General features: G+C 55.3%; 16 protein-coding genes. 6 read left to right on the forward strand and 10 right to left on the reverse strand.

Going from position 1 to position 20,872, the window contains the following annotated elements:
• The first annotated feature begins 24 nt into the window (after positions 1-24).
• Positions 25-1,500 carry a proline--tRNA ligase gene (proS, locus tag H9I52_RS18205; protein WP_139515135.1) on the forward strand — a complete coding sequence of 492 codons (1,476 nt, stop codon included), beginning with the start codon at positions 25-27 and terminating at the stop codon, positions 1,498-1,500.
• 148 nt (positions 1,501-1,648) lie between these two features.
• Positions 1,649-3,058 (forward strand): APC family permease, encoded by a 1,410-nt coding sequence (locus H9I52_RS18210; protein WP_187455047.1) that lies wholly within the window; start codon positions 1,649-1,651, stop codon positions 3,056-3,058.
• Positions 3,059-3,074: 16 nt separating this feature from the next.
• Here the strand turns inward: H9I52_RS18210 and H9I52_RS18215 are convergent, their stop codons facing one another.
• The 3 genes from H9I52_RS18215 to H9I52_RS18225 are packed head-to-tail and all read right to left on the reverse strand — an operon-like array spanning position 3,075 to position 7,660.
• A complete protein-coding gene (locus tag H9I52_RS18215; RefSeq protein WP_187455048.1) occupies positions 3,075-4,670 on the reverse strand; it encodes a carboxylesterase/lipase family protein in 1,596 nt (531 codons plus the stop codon).
• 43 nt (positions 4,671-4,713) lie between these two features.
• Positions 4,714-6,177, reverse strand: a complete 1,464-nt coding sequence (locus tag H9I52_RS18220; RefSeq protein ID WP_187455049.1) for a glycoside hydrolase family 30 protein — start codon at positions 6,175-6,177, stop codon at positions 4,714-4,716.
• A 46-nt stretch (positions 6,178-6,223) separates the two neighbouring features.
• Positions 6,224-7,660, reverse strand: coding sequence for a glycoside hydrolase family 30 protein (locus tag H9I52_RS18225; RefSeq protein WP_187455050.1), 1,437 nt, complete (start codon positions 7,658-7,660; stop codon positions 6,224-6,226).
• Between the two features lie 263 nt (positions 7,661-7,923).
• On the opposite strand from H9I52_RS18225, the gene H9I52_RS18230 reads away from it, so the two are divergent.
• Together H9I52_RS18230 and floA are read left to right on the forward strand one after the other, a co-directional pair.
• Entirely contained in the window at positions 7,924-8,388 is a 465-nt protein-coding gene (locus tag H9I52_RS18230) for an NfeD family protein (protein WP_187455051.1), read from the forward strand.
• Between the two features lie 138 nt (positions 8,389-8,526).
• Positions 8,527-9,528 carry a flotillin-like protein FloA gene (gene floA / locus H9I52_RS18235; RefSeq protein WP_187455052.1) on the forward strand — a complete coding sequence of 334 codons (1,002 nt, stop codon included), beginning with the start codon at positions 8,527-8,529 and terminating at the stop codon, positions 9,526-9,528.
• 115 nt (positions 9,529-9,643) lie between these two features.
• Here the strand turns inward: floA and H9I52_RS18240 are convergent, their stop codons facing one another.
• Both H9I52_RS18240 and H9I52_RS18245 read right to left on the reverse strand, forming a co-directional pair.
• Positions 9,644-11,680: an OmpA family protein gene (locus H9I52_RS18240; RefSeq protein WP_187455053.1), complete on the reverse strand. Its 2,037-nt coding sequence runs from the start codon at positions 11,678-11,680 to the stop codon at positions 9,644-9,646.
• 271 nt (positions 11,681-11,951) lie between these two features.
• Positions 11,952-12,785 (reverse strand): hypothetical protein, encoded by an 834-nt coding sequence (locus H9I52_RS18245; protein ID WP_187455054.1) that lies wholly within the window; start codon positions 12,783-12,785, stop codon positions 11,952-11,954.
• 134 nt (positions 12,786-12,919) lie between these two features.
• Between H9I52_RS18245 and H9I52_RS18250 the strand changes: the two genes are divergently transcribed.
• Together H9I52_RS18250 and chrA are read left to right on the forward strand one after the other, a co-directional pair.
• Positions 12,920-13,894: an isopenicillin N synthase family dioxygenase gene (locus H9I52_RS18250; RefSeq protein WP_139515144.1), complete on the forward strand. Its 975-nt coding sequence runs from the start codon at positions 12,920-12,922 to the stop codon at positions 13,892-13,894.
• Positions 13,895-14,076: 182 nt separating this feature from the next.
• Positions 14,077-15,294: a chromate efflux transporter gene (gene chrA, locus H9I52_RS18255; protein ID WP_316248050.1), complete on the forward strand. Its 1,218-nt coding sequence runs from the start codon at positions 14,077-14,079 to the stop codon at positions 15,292-15,294.
• A 68-nt stretch (positions 15,295-15,362) separates the two neighbouring features.
• Here the strand turns inward: chrA and rfbA are convergent, their stop codons facing one another.
• From rfbA to H9I52_RS18280, 5 genes are all read right to left on the reverse strand, one after another.
• Positions 15,363-16,241, reverse strand: coding sequence for a glucose-1-phosphate thymidylyltransferase RfbA (gene rfbA, locus H9I52_RS18260; RefSeq protein ID WP_139515146.1), 879 nt, complete (start codon positions 16,239-16,241; stop codon positions 15,363-15,365).
• An 8-nt stretch (positions 16,242-16,249) separates the two neighbouring features.
• On the reverse strand, positions 16,250-17,257 hold the full coding sequence (locus H9I52_RS18265; RefSeq protein ID WP_187455055.1) for an SDR family oxidoreductase: 1,008 nt from the start codon (positions 17,255-17,257) through the stop codon (positions 16,250-16,252).
• Positions 17,258-17,326: 69 nt separating this feature from the next.
• Complete coding sequence (gene rfbB, locus H9I52_RS18270) at positions 17,327-18,382, reverse strand: dTDP-glucose 4,6-dehydratase (protein ID WP_187455056.1); 1,056 nt, start codon at positions 18,380-18,382, stop codon at positions 17,327-17,329.
• A 64-nt stretch (positions 18,383-18,446) separates the two neighbouring features.
• Positions 18,447-19,490, reverse strand: a complete 1,044-nt coding sequence (galE, locus tag H9I52_RS18275; protein WP_187455057.1) for a UDP-glucose 4-epimerase GalE — start codon at positions 19,488-19,490, stop codon at positions 18,447-18,449.
• Between the two features lie 79 nt (positions 19,491-19,569).
• Positions 19,570-20,865 carry a nucleotide sugar dehydrogenase gene (locus H9I52_RS18280; RefSeq protein WP_139515150.1) on the reverse strand — a complete coding sequence of 432 codons (1,296 nt, stop codon included), beginning with the start codon at positions 20,863-20,865 and terminating at the stop codon, positions 19,570-19,572.
• Positions 20,866-20,872 lie beyond the last annotated feature (7 nt).

Below are 20,872 nucleotides of genomic sequence, written 5' to 3' on the forward strand. Positions count from 1 at the left end.
CTTTTACCCAAAGATACTCCGATCATGAGCAAAAGTTTGCCGAAGCGCAGCGAAGATTACTCTCTCTGGTACAATGAACTGGTAAAACGCGCTGGCTTGGCCGAAAACTCGGCCGTACGCGGCTGCATGGTTATTAAACCCTATGGATACGCAATCTGGGAGAAAATGCAGCGCCAACTGGACGATATGTTTAAGCGCACAGGCCACCAGAATGCCTATTTCCCTCTATTTGTGCCCAAAAGCCTTTTTGAAGCCGAAGAAAAAAATGCCGAAGGCTTCGCCAAAGAATGCGCCGTCGTAACGCACTACCGCCTCCAAACCGACCCAGATAATCCGGGCAAGCTGCGCGTCGACCCGAACGCCAAGCTGGAGGAAGAACTGATTGTGCGCCCCACTTCGGAGGCCATCATCTGGAGTACTTACAAAAATTGGATTCAGAGCTACCGCGACCTGCCGCTGCTCATCAACCAATGGGCCAACGTGGTACGCTGGGAAATGCGCACCCGCTTGTTTTTGCGCACCGCCGAGTTTTTGTGGCAGGAAGGCCACACGGCCCACGCCACCGCCGAGGAAGCCCTAGCCGAAACGCGCCAGATGCTGGACGTGTACGCCGAGTTTGCCGAAGAATGGATGGCCGTGCCCGTCGTGAAAGGCGTCAAGACGGAGAACGAGCGCTTCGCGGGGGCTTTGGAAACCTATTGCATCGAAGGCTTGATGCAGGATGGCAAAGCCTTGCAGGCCGGCACTTCGCACTTTTTGGGGCAAAATTTCGCCAAAGCGTTCGACGTGCAGTTTGCCAACAAAGAAGGCGGCCTTGAGTACGTGTGGGGTACGTCGTGGGGCGTGAGTACGCGCCTGATGGGTGCGCTCATCATGGCCCACTCCGACGACGAAGGCCTGGTGCTGCCTCCCAAACTGGCTCCTATTCAAGTAGTTATCGTTCCGATCTACAAAACCGGTCAGCTCGACGAACTCTTGGAGCGCATCCGGCCGATGCAGATGGGCTTGCTGGAGCGCGGTATTTCGGTGAAGGTCGATGACCGCGACACCGAGCGCCCCGGCTTCAAGTTTGCCGAGTGGGAGCTGAAAGGCGTGCCTGTGCGGGTTGCCGTAGGCATGCGCGACCTCGACAACGGCACCGTGGAAGTGGCCCGCCGCGACACAAAGGAGAAGATGAACCTGCCGCTGGCCGACATCGTGAACAGCATCGACCAGTTGCTGCACGACATCCAGACGAATATCTACCGCAAGGCGCACACCTTCCGCGAGGCGCACACCACACGCGTTGATACCTACGAGGAGTTCAAGCAAGCCCTCGAGGGCGAAGGCGGCTTCGTGGTGGCGCACTGGGACGGCACTTCCGAAACCGAGGAGCGCATCAAGGACGAAACCAAAGCCACCATCCGGTGCGTGGCCCTCAGCGAGCCCGACGAAGACGGCGTGGACATGCTCACGGGCAAGCCCAGCCCGCGCCGCGTGTATTTCGCCCGCGCTTATTAGAGGCTGGCATAGCGGCGTTGGGTATTTCAACAGCAAGGCCCCTGAAAATTTCAGGGGCCTTGCTGTTGAAATTATATCTATTTTGTCTGAAGTAGCCCGAAAACAGCGTACGCTATCCAACTTGTAATCGCCTCACTCACAAGCAAATATGAGCAGCCCCCAACTTAACCGTGTGCTTGGTTTGCGCCTCGTGATTGTGGTCGTGATCGGCAATATACTGGGCTCGGGGGTGTACAAAAAAGTGGCGCCTATGGCCGCCGAACTACACTCCTCGGGTTGGATATTAATCTGTTGGTTGCTGGGGGGCATCATCACGTTGCTCGGCGCACTGAGCAACGCCGAAGTAGCCGGGCTCCTGGCTGACACCGGCGGCGAGTATGCGTATTACAAAAAAATATACAACCGCTTTTTCGCTTTCCTTTTCGGCTGGTCCTTATTTGCGGTTATTCAGACTGCGGCTATTTCGTCGCTTGCTTATGTGTTTGCGCAGTCTTTTAACAGCATCATTCCCTTGCCGCCGCTGCTGGCTTCGCTAGCTGATTTTAGCATCGGCGGGGTGTTTTATCCCTTCGCCGACTTTAATGTAAAGCTTACAGCCATCGTGCTGATTGCGCTGCTTACCTGGCTGAATACGAAAGGCATCAAAACCGGCGCCGGGGTAAGCACCGGGATTCTGGCTTTGGTGTTTGTCGGCATCTTTACCATCATTGCCTTTGGCTTAGCCAACGCGCATAACCCCTTGATTAGCACCCTACAAACCAAGACGAATACGGGAGCGCCCGTTACCCTAAGCAACATTTTCACCGGTATGCTATCCGCCTTTTGGGCGTATCAGGGCTGGGCTTCTATTGGGTATATCGGTGGCGAAATCAAGGATGCGAAGGCTACTATTCCGAAGGGAATTGCCATTGGCGTGCTAATTATCATCGCTTTATATCTGCTCGTTAATGCCACGTACCTTTCGCTGTTGCCAGTAGCCGAATTGGAACAGATTTATAAAGCCGGAAATAAAATAGCCGCCGTAGAAGCCGTAAGAAGTTTTTGGGGCTCAAACGGGGCTTTATTTATTTCTACGCTTATTCTGATTACCACCCTTGGGTGCACAAACGCCTCTATTTTATCAGGCTGCCGACCCTATTTTGCGATGGCACGCGAAGGCATGTTTTTTCCGAAAGTCGCGCAATTAAATCGGGCAAACGTGCCGGCCAATTCGCTGCTTTACCAAGGCATTTGGGCTAGCTTACTGGTCTTGTCCGGCACGTTCGACCAATTGACGGACATGATCATTTTTGCCGTTTTTATTTATTATGGCGCTACTACGCTGGGCGTTTTTATTCTGAGGAAGAAAATGCCGGATGCGCCGCGCCCGTATAAAGTATGGGGCTACCCCGTCGTGCCAGCCATCATGATTGTGTTTTGCGCCGGCCTCGTAATTAACACGACGTTTGCTCGGCCGCGCGAAGCCGCCATCGGGCTGGTGCTCATGCTCACCGGCGTGCCCATGTATGCGTGGTTTGTTCACAAGCAACAGACGGCCGTGCCGGAAAAAACCTACTAATTACCTAATCGGCTTTTCAAAGCACGAAGCCCTGCACGGGGAAAGCTGGGTCTTCATACGGGCTGGTTAGCGGCAGCGCGCGGCTCACCGAATCAAACACCATTATCTGCCGGCTGGCCGTGTAGCGGGGCCACACGGCGCTTGGGCTACCCGTACGGATAAACTGCACCCACTGCGTGTGCATCTGCTCGGCTAACTGCTGGCCCTTGGTTTTCGCGGAAGAAGCTGAAGCCGGGGTGCCAGGCAGTGAGTTCCAGACGTAGCCCAACTCGCGAGCGTGAACGGGCCGCTGCCCTGTATTATCTTGATAATCAAATCGATACAACCAGACCGGGTGTTTGGTGTCGGCTAGCGTCTGCGCCATTCGGTAAGTGGCCAGGCGATAAAGATAGTCCGTCAATACGCTTAGCCAGGCCTGCTCGGGCACTAGGCGAGCTTGCGCGGAGGTGTAGGCCTGCCACACGTGACTGTCGTTTTTGCCGAATAAGGCCGTCAGCACTTCCCGGTTGGGAGAAGTCAGTGTGGGCCACATGTTTATGAACAAGCCTGCTTCCTCGCGATTGGTGCCCATTAGCACCCGCACCGGGGTTCGGTTGGGTTGGCTTAGGTAGTCCAGCGGAGGCGTGGGCAAGGTTTTGCCATCCAGCACCGGCCCAAACAGCTGCAACCCGCCGGGGCCACTGGCAATTTTCGCCTGCGCTTGCAGCAGCGTAGCCGTGGGCAAGGTAAGCAGCTGCTGCGCTTGGTCGGCGGGTAGGTGCAACTCCTCAAGTAGCCGACGCGTGACGGTGGCTGCCGTTAGAGTATCGCGGATAGACTGCACGGCTCCACTTTCCAGAATGACTTGCTGAAACAACCCCTGCGCTGCCGGCGCCACCAGCACCGCGCTCACCAGCTTGGCGCCCGCCGATTCGCCCATAACGGTCACGCGGGCCGGATCGCCGCCGAAAGCGCTGATGTTTTGGTGTACCCACCGGAGGGCAGCTATTGCATCTAGCAAGCCGCAATTGCCGGACTCCCGATACTCACGACCCAAGGCCTCGCCCAAATACAGAAAGCCCAGGCTACCCAACCGATAGTTGATGCTAACCGTCACGATGTCATCGCGTTGGGCAAACACGGCACCATTGAAATCGGAGCCCGAGCCGCCGGTAAACGCTCCCCCGTGCACCCACACAACTACTGGTTTTCGGGAGTTAGTTGCCGCCGTGGCAGGCGCCCACACGTTGAGTGTCAGGCAGTTTTCCTCCCCTTGCACAGCACCGCCAGCAACCTGCGCCGCCTTCGGGCCAAAAGCAGAGGCCAGCCGCACGCCTTGCCACGGCTGCACCGGCTGAGGCGACCGGAAACGCCACCCGCCCACCGGCGCCTCGGCGTAGGCAATGCCCCGGAAGATGCGCATGCCTCCTTCACTTACTCCTTGCAGCCGGCCGTGCTGGGTTTGCACAACCGGAGCCGTTACGGCCACGGACGGGGGCTTGCGGAGCGCTTGTGCCGCGCAGGGCCGAGTAGCAATCGGGGCAGCCAACAGGAGCAGCATGAACAGCCCCGAAGCCTTGGTCAGGCCGCTGATAAGCTCGTAACTCTTCCTTTCACTACCCGACTTGGTCATTTTGCAAGTATTTGATTACAAGACAGTTATAAAACATTCCTTTTTACCAGACGTACGTACCGGCCGCGCTGCCATACAGGGAGCTGGAAACCACTTTGCCCCGGTACTGAATATTGAAAGATTGCATCGTGTTGCCGGTGTTCAGCACGATCAGCACCTTCTTACCCGTGGGCGTTTTGAACGCCACGTTCTGCAAATTACCCGGTACGTTAGTGCCTATGCGCACCGAGCCGGGCCGAACAAATTTGCTGGCGTGCGCAATGATATAATAAGCCACGTTGCGCGTCACCGAGCCATTGCCGATGGTTACCGCGGGCAGACAGGTGCTGCACCCGCCGTTGGTGTGCGGGCTGTTGAAGGGGTCAGCGGCGAGGTTCCATTCCAGCACGTTTCGGCTCCAGTTGCGCGTAGCCCCGATAATCAGGTTGTTGACGTGCCAGCTGAAGTCGCCCACAAAATTGCTTGGGGCGCCCACCCACTGCTCCGTGAAGTACACGTTCTTGCTCGGAAAAGCCCCGTGCACCTGCGTCAAAGCACTGATGTTGCCGCCGTACAAATGAAACGCCGAGCCGTCGACGTATTGGCGGGCGTCCGCGTCGTTGAGTACCGTGATGGGGTAGTCGGGCTTATCGGCGTTGTGGTCGTAGGCGATGATTTTCGTGTCGAGCCCGGCCGCCTGCAACGCCGGCCCTACCACTTTGATGAAAGCCGCCTGCTCCGGCGCCGACATGACCATGCTGGGGTTGTTGTCGGGGTTTAAAGGCTCGTTTTGCAGCGTAACTGCGTCAATGCGAATGCCTTGTGCTTTCATAGCCTGAATGTACTTCACAAAGTACTTAGCGTAGGCGGCGTAGTATTCCGGCTTCAGCGAGCCACCTTTGGGGCTGCCGTTCGTCTTCATCCACGAGGGCGCGGTCCAGGGCGAGCCCAGGATCTTGATCGCCGGATTGATCGCCAGAATCTCCTTTAGCACCGGCAGCAAATCCGTCGTTTCCGGCGCCAGGCTGAATTGCTCGAGGTTCGGGTCGGTGTTGCCGGAGGGCAAGTCGTCGTAGGTAAATACCCGGTCGCTCAGGTCGGAGGCCCCGATGCTTATGCGTAAGTAGCTCACCCCCAGCCACGTACTATCGGCTGCAAAAAGCTCCTTGATCAGCGCTGCCCGATCCGGGGCGCTCATCTGGTGCATGACGTAAGCGCTGCCGCCGGTCAGGGTGTAGCCAAACCCATCGATCGTCTGATAGGTCTGCGTCGTATCCACCACGATTGTCGGATCCTGATTAACTGAGGTCGCGAAGTACAGAGACACTTTCTGCTTGGTAAAAAGCGCTGATTTATCGGGGTTCGTCAGCCAAAAGGCGACCTGCGAAGGCACGCTTGCGGTGGGCGTAGCTGGAGGCGTCGGCTGCGGGTTAGAGTTCGGATTTTCTTTCTTCTGACAGCCGCTTACGAGCAACAGAGCCAACAACGAGCAGCCGAGCAGCCGACTTTTTAGGGGGAATAAATTCATGAACTTTAGCAGAGAAGAAAGAAAATAGTAGAGATTCAACGAGAGGCTACCAGACGTAGGTGCCCACGGCTCCCGCGTTCAGCGTGGCGGGCGTGAGCTTGCCTTGATAGCGGATGTTGAACGTTTGGGGCGTTGACTGGTCGTTCTGCACAATCAAAACTTTATTACCGTTGGGCGCTTTGAAGGCCACGTTGGGGGGTACGCTGGCGCTCGTAGAAGCAATGCGTACCGAGCCAGGCCGCACAAATTTGCTGGCGTGCGCAATGATATAATAGGCCACGTTGCGCGTCGTTGCGTTGCCGTCGAGCGTGATGGCGCCTAGGCACTCGGTGCAGCCACCCGGCGTGTGCGGATTCTGCTGCGGATCGGATGCCAAGTTCCACTCCAGTACGGTGCGCGCCCAGTTGCGCGTAGCCCCGATAATCAGGGTCTTGACGTGCCAAGCCAGGTTGTCTTCGAACTTGCTTTTGGAGCCTACCCACTGCTCCGTGAAATATAGGTTCTTGTCGGGGTAGGCGTCGTGCACCTGCGAAAGCGCCTCAATTTTGCCGCCGTACATATGAAACGCCGACCCATCGACGTATTGGCGCGCCTGCGCGTCGTTGAGTACCGTGATGGGGTATTCCGGTTTGTCAGCGTTGTGGTCGTAGGCAATGATTTTCGTGTCGAGCTTAGCCGCTCGGAAAGCCGGCCCGAGGCTCTTCTTGATAAATTCTGCCTGCTCGGTCGCGGGCATCAGCAGGCTGGGGTTGTTGCCTGGGTGCAGCGGTTCGTTCTGGACCGTAACGGCGTCAATGCGAATGCCTTCTGCTTTCATGCCCATGATGTACTTTATAAAGTACTGAGCATAAGCATCATAGAATTCGGGTTTCAGCGAGCCGCCTTTCGAGTTGTTGTTGGTCTTCATCCAGGTTGGCGGCGACCACGGCGAACCCAAAATTTTGAGGTCGGGGCTCAGAGCCAAGATTTCCTTCAGAATCGGGATCAGATACGGGCGGTCCGGCGCCAGGCTGAATTGGCGCAGTTCGGGGTCGGTTTGCCCCTCGGGCAGGTCATCGTAGCTGAACACGCGGTCGTCGAGGTCGGAAGCCCCGATGCTCACCCGCAGATAGCTCACCCCGATGTTATTGCCGCTGGTCGTAAACAGCTCTTTCAATAAAGCCGCTCGCTCGCCGGCGCCCATCTTGCTGAGTAGCAGGGCGCTCCCGCCCGTCAGGCAGTACCCAAAGCCGTCGATGGGCTGAAACTTCTGGCTATCATCTACTTCGATGGTTGGCCCTTGGCTGGTAGCGGTGCTGAAAGCCAGCTTCGCTTCCTGTTTTTGAAACAGCGCCGATTTATCGGGTGTGGTAAGCCAAACTCCTGTCTCAGAAGTTTTTGCCACGCCCTGGCCCGACAATTGTTCCTGGCAGGCTGTAGTACCAACGAGCAAGGCCAGCACCAAGGCACCTTGTTGAAAAAGGCTTTTGTATTTGAAGTTCATGAGCAGTTTTTACCTCTAAATTCTAAGTATAGGAAATTGTATCAACGCCGCCGGGCAATTAGGGTTGGACTGAGAGCAGGTGTTGAGTGGCGGGAAGTAGCAAATCAGCCGTTTGATCTGCAAATTATTGATAATCATATACTTACATACACAAAGAATTCATCCTGCTACTTGCTCCACAGCTCCTGAGGGCACTTGGCATCTTAATATACACGGCCGTAGTTTCTGCGTATCTTTAAGAACACTTCCACCCTTGTTGCCTTATGGACTGGATTACGGTTGCCGTGCTGCTATTATTCGGCTTAGCGTTTCTAATCGCCGAAGTTCTGTTTATTCCCGGCACTACCTTGGTCGGGCTGGTCGGATTTCTGCTGCTGGCTGCAGGTATCTGGCTGGGCTACCGCGACTTAGGCACCCCGGCCGGGCACTACGCGCTCGCCATTTCCACAGTGCTGACCGGGCTGATTCTTTATATAGGCTTGCGGCCCAAGAACCTGGCTCGCTTCGCCCTCACCGACGTTAATGACTCGCGCGTGCGCGATGTCCGCCGCCCCGATGTGCAACCCGGCACGACCGGCCGCGCCCTGTCGGCGCTGCGCCCCTCCGGCACGGCTCTCTTCGACGACGACCGGCGCGAAGTCGTGACGCGAGGCGAATTTGTGTCGGCGGGCACGCCGGTGCGGGTGCTGCGCATCGAGCAGAATCGCATTGTGGTAGAGGCCGCTTAGTCGGCTGGGGCTTGGCTTTTTCGACTATTTACTGCCGAGTCAAAACTACTTGTACATTCGTTGAAGCGGAAGTACTGCTGGCCGTTCGGCCGCTGAAACCACCAAAACGCAAGTACTTATAAATCAATAATTTACCTTATGAATTTACCGATCGTTCCGATTGCCGTTGTGGCCATTGTGCTGCTGGTGATTTTATACTTCTTCCCCATCAGTCTCTGGATCACGGCTATTTTTTCGGGCGTACGGGTAAGCTTGTTGCAGCTGGCTTTTATGCGAGTGCGGAAAGTGCCACCGTCCCTGATTGTCAACTCGCTGATTACGGCTACCAAAGCGGGGCTCGAAGTATCGGCTAACGATCTGGAAACCCATTACTTAGCCGGTGGCAACGTCCCGAGCGTGATCAAGGCCCTGATTTCGGCCGACAAAGCCAACATTCCCCTGACGTTCAAGCAAGCAACCGCCATTGACTTGGCCGGGCGCAATGTGTTTGAGGCCGTCACGACCTCCGTCAACCCCAAAGTAATCAACACGCCAAACGTGGCGGCCGTATCACAGGATGGCATCCAACTCATTGTTATTGCGCGTGTTACGGTCCGCGCCAACATTACGCAGCTGGTAGGAGGTGCCGGCGAAGAAACGATTCTGGCCCGCGTAGGCGAAGGCATCGTGACCAGCATTGGCTCGTCGCGCTCGCACAAAGAAGTGCTCGAAAACCCCGACAAAATCTCGAAGCTGGTGCTGAGCAAAGGCCTTGACGCGGGCACGGCTTTCGAAATCCTCTCCATCGACATCGCCGACATCGACATCGGCGAAAACATCGGGGCCAAGCTGCAAATCGACCAAGCCACCGCCGACCTTAAAGTAGCCGAGGCCAAAGCCGAAGAACGCCGCGCCATGGCCGTGGCCATCGAGCAGGAAAACCGCGCCAAAACGCAGGAAGCCAAGGCTCGCGTTGTGGAAGCCGAAGCCGAAATTCCGAAGGCCATGGCCGAAGCCTTCCGCTCCGGCAACCTGGGCATTATGGACTACTACAAGATGCGTAACGTGCAGGCTGACACCGACATGCGCGATTCCATTGCCAACCCCGGCAACCAAAGCAGTAGCAGCAAATCGGGCCGCGATGAAACACGCCTAAGCTAGTTTTCACGATCCTTCAGAAAGCCACAAGCCCTTCTCCCGAACGTCAGGGAAGGGCTTGTGGCTTTTTGGACTTGCCGTGTGCGGGCGGCTGGTTTTTCGCCCCAGCGCAGTCCGTTTACTTCTTCGTAATCCGGAATTCTACCCGGCGATTGAGCTTGCGGGTTTCCTCCTGGTCGTTGCTGGCAATTGGGTTGGCGCCGCCCATTCCTTCCGTGGTGATGCGCGTGCTGCTGATGCCCTTGCCTACCATGAACTTCTTTACCTCGTTCACGCGGTCCTGACTAAGCTTTACGTTCAGCTGCGGATCGCCTTGGTTGTCGGTGTGGCCCTCCAGCTTGATTTCCAGGGCCGGATATTCCTTCATGATTTTAACCAGACGCAGCAGCTCCGGGAAAGAGTTTTCGCGCAAGTAATACTTGCTCTGGGTGAAGAAAATGTTGTTGAGCTTGATCGTTTGTCCCACGGCAAACGGCACCAAGAACAAGTCTTGATTGACCTCAGAATACTTGTCCCGGTCCACCACGTCTAGGTTATCGCTCTCAGCCAAGTAGTTTTTGGCTTCGGCCCGGTAGCCGTACTGCACGCCCGAAGGCAGCACGATGGTGTAAGAACCGTCCACAGGGTTAGTTTCTGCAACTCCGATTTCTTCGCCCGTCAGCAGGTTTTCATAGTGAATGACGGCCATAACGGGCTTTTTGGTCGAAGCATCCAGCACCTGCCCGCGTACGAGCGTTACAACTTCAGGCTTAAACTGCGGCGTCAGGTTGATGCGGAAAATGTCGCGCGAGTTGCTGATGCCGTTGCGGGAAGAAACCAGGAAAGCTTCGTCGCCGGCGGCTGAAAGCGTGAAATAGGCGTCGAAATCCGGCGAGTTGATGCTAGAGCCCAAGTTGCGCGGGGCCGTCCAGTTGGTCCAGGTATCGTCGAGGCGCTTGCTGTAGAAAATGTCGCTTTTGCCGTAGCCGCCGTGGCCTTCCGAGGCGAAATACAACGTCTTGCCATCGGCCGCCAGAAACGGCGCAAAGTCCGCTTTTTTGGAGTTGATGGCGCCGCCTAGGTTGCGCGGCTTGCTCCACGTCGAGCCATCTTCGTTCAGAAAGCTCACGTACAGGTCCTGCTCGCCTTTGGTATCGTTGCGCTCCACGGCCATCAACAGCACCTTGCCTGATGTACCCAGGAAGAAGTCGATGTTCTCCTTGTCGTTGTTGTAGAAGTCGTCGATTTCCATTTTCACCGGCAGCGTCCAGCCCGTACGGGTGCGCTTGGAAAGCGAAGCACCCTGTCGGTCAAACGAGCCATCGGGCTTGTAGAGGCTGATCAGCACGGCCGCGTTGCCGTCCGTAGATACCGATGCCACCCCGTTGCCTTCGGCATTGTTGATGGGAGACCCAATGTTTTTGGCGGGGCTAAACGCCTTGGTTTTGGCGTTGGCCAGAGTTGAATACCATACGTCCTGCGGGTCGTTGGTGCCGCCCACGTTTTGGGGATGCTCTTGTCGGGCAAAAAACAGCGTCCGGCCATCCGGCGAGATAACTGGGTGAGTATCAACGTATTTTGAATTCACGTTGGGACCCAAGCTTACCATCGACGAGTCGAAGCTAACTGCCGCGGGCTGGCCCTGGAATTCTTTCTTCACCATGGTCTCGACCACATCGGCAATGCCAATGGCATCGATTTGGTTGACGCCGTTGACTTTGGCCGTGTTCATGGTCACGGCCACACCGATGGTCCGGTAGGTAGCCGCCGGAAACGTAACCTGCAGAGAGCGAAAGGTTTCCGGAATCGGACCGGGATTTTTATTTTCATAAACCTGGTGCCGCTCGCCGCGGGTGTCGATCAGCTCAATTTTAGTAATGGAGCCGGGGTTGAAGTTCTCGACAACAGTTACTTGCTTGGCTATCAACGATTTAACGAATTTAACTTCGATCGACTCGTTGTTGCCTTCCTTTTTCGGAATCCAGGCTTCGTTGCTGATTTGCCCGAGCGGCTGCGCATTGGGCTCGCCCAATACTTTTTCGGGCGAAAAGGCTTCTTTGCCCTCGGCTTTTTGCGACGATACCTCAACGACCTTAGCGGCCCACACGGCATGTTGCGCTTGCGCGACGCATGCCACCCCTACACTCAACCCCAACGACAGAAATAGTTTCCGCATACTCATAAGCTCGGCAGAACGTGTAAATGCCTTTGGTACTATGAAATAGCCAGCTGCATCTGCCACCTAGTAAGCTTCGCAGATGCTCTCAGGCGATCTCAAAATTACGTAGATATTGCAGGCAAATAGGCTTATGTTTTGTCTAACGCGGTACACCAAGTGCACGCTTACCACTTACCAAACGAGTAGGCTGGCTATGGTAGTACCGCGGTAATACAAAAAGACCTGTCTGTGTTAAACACAGACAGGTCTTAAAATAAGATAAATTATCTTAGGGTTGCAACGTAAATGTGCGAGTGACCGAATTAAATGGGCCGGGAATTAGATTTCCGCTGTTATCGATCAGTTCCAGCTTCACGGTGTTTTGTCCTGTTGGCAGGCCTTCCATCATGTAGGGCGCCCATTGTTCCAGTACAAATTCCGTTCCGTTGATGGTGGCCCGCACTTTGTTGCCTTCGGGAGTCAGGGTGGTGTTCACCAAGTAGAAGTCTAACATCACACGCTTGGTATCGTTACCGGAATACGTGTCTTTGGGGCGGCTATAAAACAAGTGCTGCCCTTTCACGTCGAAATTCCGCGGCTGCGGCGCGGCTTGGCCCACGTTGATTACGCGCAGGTCGTAGGCGCCGCGGTGCTTGAGGCTTTCGTGGTAAGAGCGCGACAAGAACGAGAGAATCACGTGCTGGCCGTCGGCAATGTTCTTGGTAAACTCCGTTGTGTAGTGCGCCGTGTAGGGCTCGTTGTCGACGATGTTGTGGATGTGTTGGCCTTTTTCTGAGTTTGCCATTTCCCCGGCGTGCATGCCGCCGGTCATCTTGGTGAGCTGAAAATTGGTGATGTCGTAATCAAACGCAACCGCGCCGGAAGGCGACGTCGAATTGGGCGCCGGGGTTTTCAACTGCATTTGTGCCTCCGGGTACCGCGGCGAGTCGTTGAAGGGCGTGAGCCGGATACCGTTCTTCTCCATGCTAGCCGTAGAGGGACCCGTCGTTACGGTTTCAATAGTAGACTGGGTGGCGGCCGACTCTGTTTGCTGTTTGGCCGTATCGCAGGCCGCCAAGCCGAGCAACAGGGCACTACTCAGCAGTAAAGCAGATGCTTTCATGAGAAATTGGTGGAAGGGGTTAAACAGACTACCGGACCCGTTGCCCGGCTGCGTTCCCGACTGGAACGACACGTGAATTTTAAGTACCTTGCGCAGTACGTAAGGTTTGCTCAAAAGTATATTGATTTTCCGCTATGGAAGAAAAATTGTTGGAAGAAATTCCCTCCCTCGATCTCGCCGACTTCCGTTCGGGCGATCCCGAGCGTAAAGCTCGTTTTGTTCAACAGCTCGGCGAAGCGTATCAGAACATTGGTTTTGTAGCGCTGAAGAACCACGGCCTCAACGACGAACAGACGCAGCGTCTCTACGCCGATGTGAAAGCCTTTTTCTCTCTGCCCGACGATGTGAAGCAAAGGTATGAAAATCCGGCACTGGCGGGCCAACGCGGCTACACGGGCAAAGGCAAGGAGCACGCCAAAGGCCGCAACACCGGCGACTTGAAGGAGTTCTACCACGTGGGCCAAGAGGTTGACGATGAGAACGATCCGATCAAGAATGAGTACCCCGACAACATCTGGCCCAACGAGGTTCCAGGTTTCCACGAAAGCACTTTCACGACTTACAAAACGCTGGAAGCAGCGGGCAAAGACGTCCTGCGGGCCATTGCGCTCTATCTGAACCTGCCCGAAAACTACTTCGACGATAAAGTGCGCAACGGTAACTCTATTCTGCGCCCTATCCACTACTTCCCCATCGAAAACCCCGACGCGGTGCCTTCCGATGCCGTGCGCGCGGCCGAACACGGCGACATCAACCTCATCACGTTGCTGATGGGCGCTTCTGCCGACGGTCTGCAAGTACTCCGGCGCGATGGCCACTGGATCCCGATCACGGCCCTGCCCGACCAAATCGTGGTGAACGTGGGCGATATGCTACAGCGCCTGACCAACGGCGTTCTGAAGAGCACCATTCACCGCGTGGTAAATCCGCCTCGTGAAAAAATGAACTCGTCGCGGTATTCAGTACCGTTTTTCATGCATCCTCGCTCCGAAATGAGCCTCGCTGCTCTCGAAAGCTGCGTTACGCCCGAGAACCCCAAGCAGATGCCCGACATCACGGCTGGCGAGTTTCTCAACGAGCGCCTAGTCGAGTTGGGTCTGAAAAAGTAAGCTTGTCCTTGTTTGCAAGTCTCCGGTTGCCAATGCGTTAGAAGCTGTTTTGTGGCTCTTCGCGTTGGCAACCGATTTTTATTGCGTAAATCCTGAGTAGAAATGGTTTGCTATCGACGGTCGCTCATCACGAGCTCTTTTGCCACTAAACCACTGCTAATCAGCAATTAGCAATTTATTGCGTGGAAGATATTAAGCTTGCTCCCCCACCTCGTCGGCTCCGCACGAAGCACGTTCGGCACTTCATCTTTCTAAAAGATGTCGCTGCGCTGGGCCTCACCGCCTTTGGGGGGCCGCAAGCGCACGTAGCCATGATGCTACGCCTGCTGGTGGACAAGCGGCGTTACCTGACGGCGCCCGAGCTGCTGGAAATCATGGCATTATGCCAGATTTTGCCGGGCCCCACCTCAACCCAGACCATTACGGCCATTGGGTTTCGCCTCGGCGGCCCCAACCTAGCGTATCTTACCATCCTTGTCTGGATGCTGCCGGCCGTCACCATCATGACGCTGGCGGGTCTCACAATCAGCTACTTAGACAAAGAGCTGGTATCCCGCCTGGTGCAGTACGTGCAGCCCGTAGCCGTAGGATTCGTGGCGTATTCAGCTTACAAAATCGCGGAGAAAGTCATTCACACCAAAACCTCCGTTGCCCTGATGGTAGCCTCGGCGCTTTTGGCATATTTCTTTCAGTTACCGTGGGTGCTGCCTATTCTGCTGCTCGCCGGCGGGCTCATTACCACGTTTCGCTACCGCAAGCTGCCACAGGTCGAAAAGCAGCCGCTCCACATTGAGTGGTCCAACTTTGTGCTGTGGCTGGCCGTGCTGGTGGCAGCGGCCGTACTTGGCAGCTATACCAAGCTGTTGCCTGTCAGGCTCTTTGAGAATTTTTATCGGAACGGCAGCTTGGTTTTTGGCGGCGGACAAGTACTTGCTCCCTTGCTGTTTGCCGAGTTCGTAGAGTTTAAACACTACTTATCAGCCCAAGAGTTTTTGTCAGGCCTGGGGCTGGTTCAGGCCATTCCGGGTCCTAACTTTTCCTTCGCTTCTTACATCGGCGCCTTGGCTATGCGCCGGGAAGGCAGCGGCCTGAGCGGCCAGATTCTGGGCGCGTTGGTCGGTGCAACGGGCATTTTTATGCCGGGCACGCTGCTGATTTTCTTTCTGATCCGCTTCTGGGATCAGCTCAAGCAATATCGGGTGATAAAAGCCTCTCTCGAAGGCATCAATGCGGTTTCGGCCGGGCTCGTGTGCGCTGCCACCTTTCTGCTGTATCACCCCCTGCCCAATACGCCCATTAATTTGGCTTTGGTCGGGATCACGTTCCTGGTGTTGCTCTGGAACCGCATTCCTTCTTTTGTGATTATTAGCGTTGCCTTGCTGGCTGGGGTAATATTCTGATAATCAATAACATACAAAAGCCCTGCTTACGGCCGGTAAACAGGGCTTTTGCGTTAAGATTCGGGAGTTTAATCTTCTAGCATCAGCGTTTCGGGCAGGTGCAGGAGGTAGTCACCGTAACCGCTTTTGCGCAGGGGCTCAGCGATTTTACGCAACTGATCGGCATCGATAAAACCTTGGCGGTAAGCCACTTCCTCAATCGAGCCTACCTTTAGGCCCTGCCGCTGCTCAATGACGCGCACAAACTCAGACGCTTGCATTAGCGATTCGAAAGTACCGGTATCCAGCCAGGCGGTGCCGCGGCCCAGAATGCCGACCTTCAATTTGCCACGCCGCAGATACTCTTGGTTTACATCCGTGATTTCATACTCGCCACGCGGACTAGGCTTCAGATCACGCGCGATCTGGATCACGTCGTTGTCGTAGAAATACAAGCCCGGCACCGCATAGTTGCTTTTGGGCTGCTTAGGTTTTTCCTCGATGCTCAACGCATTTTTGTCCGCATCAAACTCCACAACGCCGTACCGCTCAGGATCTTGCACGTGATAGGCGTACACGACGCCTCCGTCGGGGCTGCTGTTGCTTTGCAACAATTCTTCCAAGCCTTCACCGTAGAAGATGTTGTCGCCGAGCACCAAGGCTACTTTGTCGTTGCCGATAAAGTCGGCTCCCAGAACAAACGCCTGCGCAAGCCCATTGGGCACTTCCTGGATGGTATACTGAAAGTCGCAGCCCAGATTCTTGCCGTCGCCCAGCAAGCGTTTAAACTGCTCCTGGTCGTGCGGGGTGGTGATAATGAGAATCTCCCGAATGCCAGCCATCATCAGAATGGACAGCGGGTAATAGATCATCGGCTTATCGTACACGGGCATGAGCTGCTTGCTAACTGCCAGAGTAAGAGGGTGTAAGCGCGTACCGGAGCCGCCGGCCAGAATGATGCCTTTCATCGAAAAAGTTAGTTTCGCTCTTGAATAAAATCCTGATTGGCTTTAAACCACGCCAACGTCTTTTGCAAGCCTTCCCGAATGCGAATCCGCGGGTCGTAGCCCAACAGGTTCTGGGCCTTGCTGATATCAGCCAGCGAGTCGCGGATGTCGCCGATGCGATCCGGGCCGTACTCAGGGGTGATGTCGGAGCCGGCTTCTTCTTTCAGGATGTTGAACAGGTCGTTGAGCGACGTGCGGTCGGCGACGGCAATGTTGTACACCTGATTCACGGCGTCGGGATTGTTGGTCAGCCCGGCTTTGATGTTGGCCTGCACGCAGTTTTCGACGAAGGTAAAGTCGCGGGTCTGACCACCGTCGCCGTTCATACGCGGCGGCTTGCCTTGCAACACGGCATCGATGAACAACGGAATCACGGCTGCATAGGCCCCGTTGGGGTCTTGGCGCGGGCCAAAGATGTTGAAGTACCGCAGCCCGATGATTTCCATGCCGTAGGTTTTCCCAAACACATCGGCGTAAAGCTCATTGGCATACTTAGTTACGGCGTACGGCGACAACGGCTTGCCGATGCGATCTTCAACCTTTGGCAACGCCTTGTGATCGCCGTAGGTAGAGGAAGAAGCCGCGTACACAAAGCGCTTCACGTTGGCGTCTTTGGCCGCTACCAGCATGTTTACGAAACCACCCACGTTCACATCATTCGACGTGATGGGGTCATTGATCGAACGCGGCACCGAACCCAGCGCTGCTTGGTGCAGCACGACGTTCACGCCTTGGCAGGCATCGCGGCACACTTGTGGGTCGCGGATGTCACCTTCGATAACTTCCAGCGCTGGGTTGCCTTCAAAAAGACGCACGTTTTTGCGGAAGCCGTTGGAATAGTTGTCCAACACCCGCACGCGGCCGGCGCCATACTTGAGCAAGTATTCAACCAGGTTAGAGCCAATGAACCCAGCACCGCCGGTCACCAGAAACGTCAGATTATCAAGCGGTTGCTCGTGAAAAGGGGTTTCGTACACGTTAAGAATTCTGAATGTGAAATGACGGTTGGTAAAGCCAGATTTGCTTTGCCAGCCGCCACGAATATTTTATCGCGCCGCGTATTGCTGCTGATAGTAATCCTGATAAGCGCCGCTCGTAACCCGCTCCAGCCACTCGGTATTTTGCAGGTACCAATCCACGGTTTGCGCCAGGCCTTGTTCGAAAGTTACCGAAGGCTTCCAGCCTAACTCGTTCATAATCTTGCTGCTATCGATGGCGTAGCGCAAGTCATGGCCGGCACGGTCGGTGACGAAGGTGATGAGCTTGCGCGAAGTGCCTTGGGGCTGATTCGTCTTTTCGTCCAGCACATCGCAAAGCAGGTGAATGAGATCGAGGTTTTTCCACTCGTTCACCCCGCCGATGTTGTAGGTATCGCCAACTTTGCCTTTGTGGAAAACTGCGTCGATAGCCGTCGCGTGGTCTTTTACAAATAGCCAGTCGCGCACGTTCTCGCCCTTGCCATATACCGGCACCGGCTGGCTTGTGCGGATGCGGTGAATGGCCAGCGGAATAAGCTTTTCGGGGAAGTGGTTGGGGCCGTAGTTGTTGGAGCAATTGCTCAGCTTCACCGGCAACCCGTAAGTATGATACCACGCCCGTACGAAGTGGTCAGAGCTGGCCTTGGAGGCCGAATACGGCGACCGCGGATCATAAGGCGTGTCTTCGGTAAACATCTCCGTGCCCATTTCCAACGAGCCATACACTTCATCGGTGCTGACGTGGTAGAAGGTTTTGCCTTCGTAACCGGCAGGCTTCCAGAGGTTTTTGGCAGCGTTTAGCAGGTGAACAGTGCCCAACACGTTGGTGCGTACAAACGCCAGCGGATCGGTGATGGAGCGATCGACGTGCGACTCGGCCGCCAGGTGAATGACGGCATCGGGCTCTTCGCGGGCAAACAACTCGTCAACAAACGGCTGGTCGGCGATGTCGCCTTTCACGAAGCGGTAGTTCGGCTGATTCTCGATGTCGCGCAGGTTCTCGAGGTTACCGGCATACGTCAGAGCATCCAGATTAAGAATCTGATACTCAGGGTATTTGGTTACAAAAAGGCGTACAACGTGCGAGCCAATAAAGCCTGCTCCGCCGGTAATGATGATTTTCATGCTTCAGAAACTAACTGAGAAAGGAATACAAAGTATTGAACACAACTATGTGATAATCATATAGTTATGATACATGACTACTTACTTCCTGCAAGTGCAGTTGCCATTTCCAGGCGCTGGCTAAGGCTTCCTCAAGGGTAGAAGTGGTTTTGAAACCAAGCTCGTTGACGGACTTGGTCACGTCGGCATAGATGGCCGGCACGTCGCCGGGGCGCGGGGGTCCGATGGTGTAGTTGAGCTTTTTGCCCGTGGCTTTCTCGAAGGCGTGGACTACTTCCAGCACGCTGTTGCCTCGGCCCGTACCCACGTTAAAGACCTCTACGATAGCTTCTTTGCCTTTCAAGAGGCGCTCTACAGCTACCACGTGTGCTTTGGCCAAATCCACTACGTGCACGTAATCGCGAATGTTGGTGCCGTCGGGCGTGTCGTAGGTATCGCCGAAAATGGTCAGTTTCTCGCGGATGCCGGCGGCCGTTTGGGTAACGAACGGAATCAGGTTCTGCGGGACACCCAATGGCAACTCGCCGATTTTGGCCGATTCGTGTGCGCCGATCGGATTGAAATACCGTAGCAGAATGGTGCGCAACTCGCTGCCCGTCGCTTTCACTACGTCGGTCAGGATGTCTTCGCAGATCTTCTTGGTGTTGCCGTAGGGCGAATTGGCTGGCTTTGTGGGCGTTTCTTCGGTTACGGGCAGGTGGTCAGGGATACCGTAGACGGTGCAAGAAGACGAGAAAACTAGGTTCTGCACGTGAAACTCACCCATCACCTTGAGCAGCACGAGCAGCGAGTCGAGGTTGTTGTGGTAATATTTCAGCGGCTTCTGCACTGATTCGCCCACCGCCTTGAACGCCGCAAAGTGAATGACGCCCTGAATGTTCTGCTCCTGCTCAAACACTTCGTGCAGCGCACTCTCGTTGGTGCAGTCGACGTGGTGACAGGGAATCTCGACGCCCAGAATATCCTTGATTCCCGTCAGCACCGACTCCTGCGAGTTGCTGAAATCATCCAGTATAATGGGCTGATAACCACCATTATACAACTCCACCACCGCATGAGACCCGATATAGCCGGCACCTCCCGTTACAAGTATTTTCTTCCGTTCCATCTCCTGTAAGTAACTGACCAAAGAAAGTAACGCAATAGCTGCCCTTAGTACGCAAACGCACCACGGGCAGCCACGCCTTTTACAAGCTCCAATATTGCATTTCCTGAATCTTGCCGCGGTATAAGCCTTTGATGTCGACTAAGACGGGGTTTTCAGAGGTAATGGACTGGAAATAACCCTCTTCCATCTGCGCGTAAGGCTTGTGACTAACGGCCACCACTACGGCGTCGTAATCTTCCCGCACCTCCGACTCAGGCGTCAGGCGGAACCCATATTCATGATGCAGTTCGTCGGAGTCGGCGTGCGGATCGACGATGTCCACGTTAACGGAGAAGTTGCGCAGCTCATGGATCACGTCGGCCACTTTCGAGTTGCGGATGTCTTCCACGTTTTCTTTGAACGTCGCGCCCATCACCAGCACCCGCGACTTGGCCACGTCTTTGCCCTGACGAATCATCATCTGCACCGTTTTGCGGGCAATGTAGGCGCCCATATTGTCGTTGGTGGTGCGGCCCGACAATATCACTTTGGCATCGTAGCCGAGCTCTTTGGCCTTGTAAGTCAGGTAGTACGGGTCGACGCCGATGCAGTGGCCGCCCACCAGACCCGGCGAGAACTTCAGGAAGTTCCACTTGGTACCGGCAGCTTCCAGCACTTCGTAGGTGTTGATGTTCATGCGGTCGAAAATCATCGATAGCTCGTTCATCAACGCAATGTTGACGTCGCGCTGGGTGTTTTCGATGATTTTGGCTGCTTCCGCCACCTTAATGCTGCTGGCGCGGTGCACACCGGCTTCTACCACCAGCTCGTAGGTTTTGGCAATGGTTTCCAACGATTCTTCGTCGCAGCCCGACACCACCTTGATGATGCGTGTGAGCGTGTGCTCTTTATCGCCGGGGTTGATGCGCTCGGGCGAATAGCCCACTTTAAAATCGGTGGGAAACGTCAGGCCCGACAGTTTTTCCATCACCGGAATGCAGTCTTCCTCGGTGCAGCCAGGGTACACGGTCGATTCAAAGACCACGTAGTCGCCTTTCTTCAGCACTTTGCCCACGGTAGTCGAAGCCGACAGCAGCGGCTTCAGATCGGGCATGGCGTGCTCGTCGATGGGCGTAGGCACGGCCACAATGTAAAAAGTTGCGTCGCGCAATACCTCCAATGAATCCGTGAATTCGATATCGCAACCTTCGAAATCCTTGGCTTCCAATTCGCCGCTGGGGTCGATGCTGTTGCGCATCATTTCCACACGGCTGGCATTGATATCAAAGCCGATCACCTTGATTTTGCGGGCGAATTCGAGGGCAATCGGAAGGCCTACATAGCCCAGGCCGATGACGGCTAGCTTGGTCTGTTTCTGGATGAGTTGCTCGTACACGGGAGAA

The organism is Hymenobacter sp. BT491 (assembly GCF_014349165.1).
GTDB classification, from domain to species: domain Bacteria; phylum Bacteroidota; class Bacteroidia; order Cytophagales; family Hymenobacteraceae; genus Hymenobacter; species Hymenobacter jejuensis.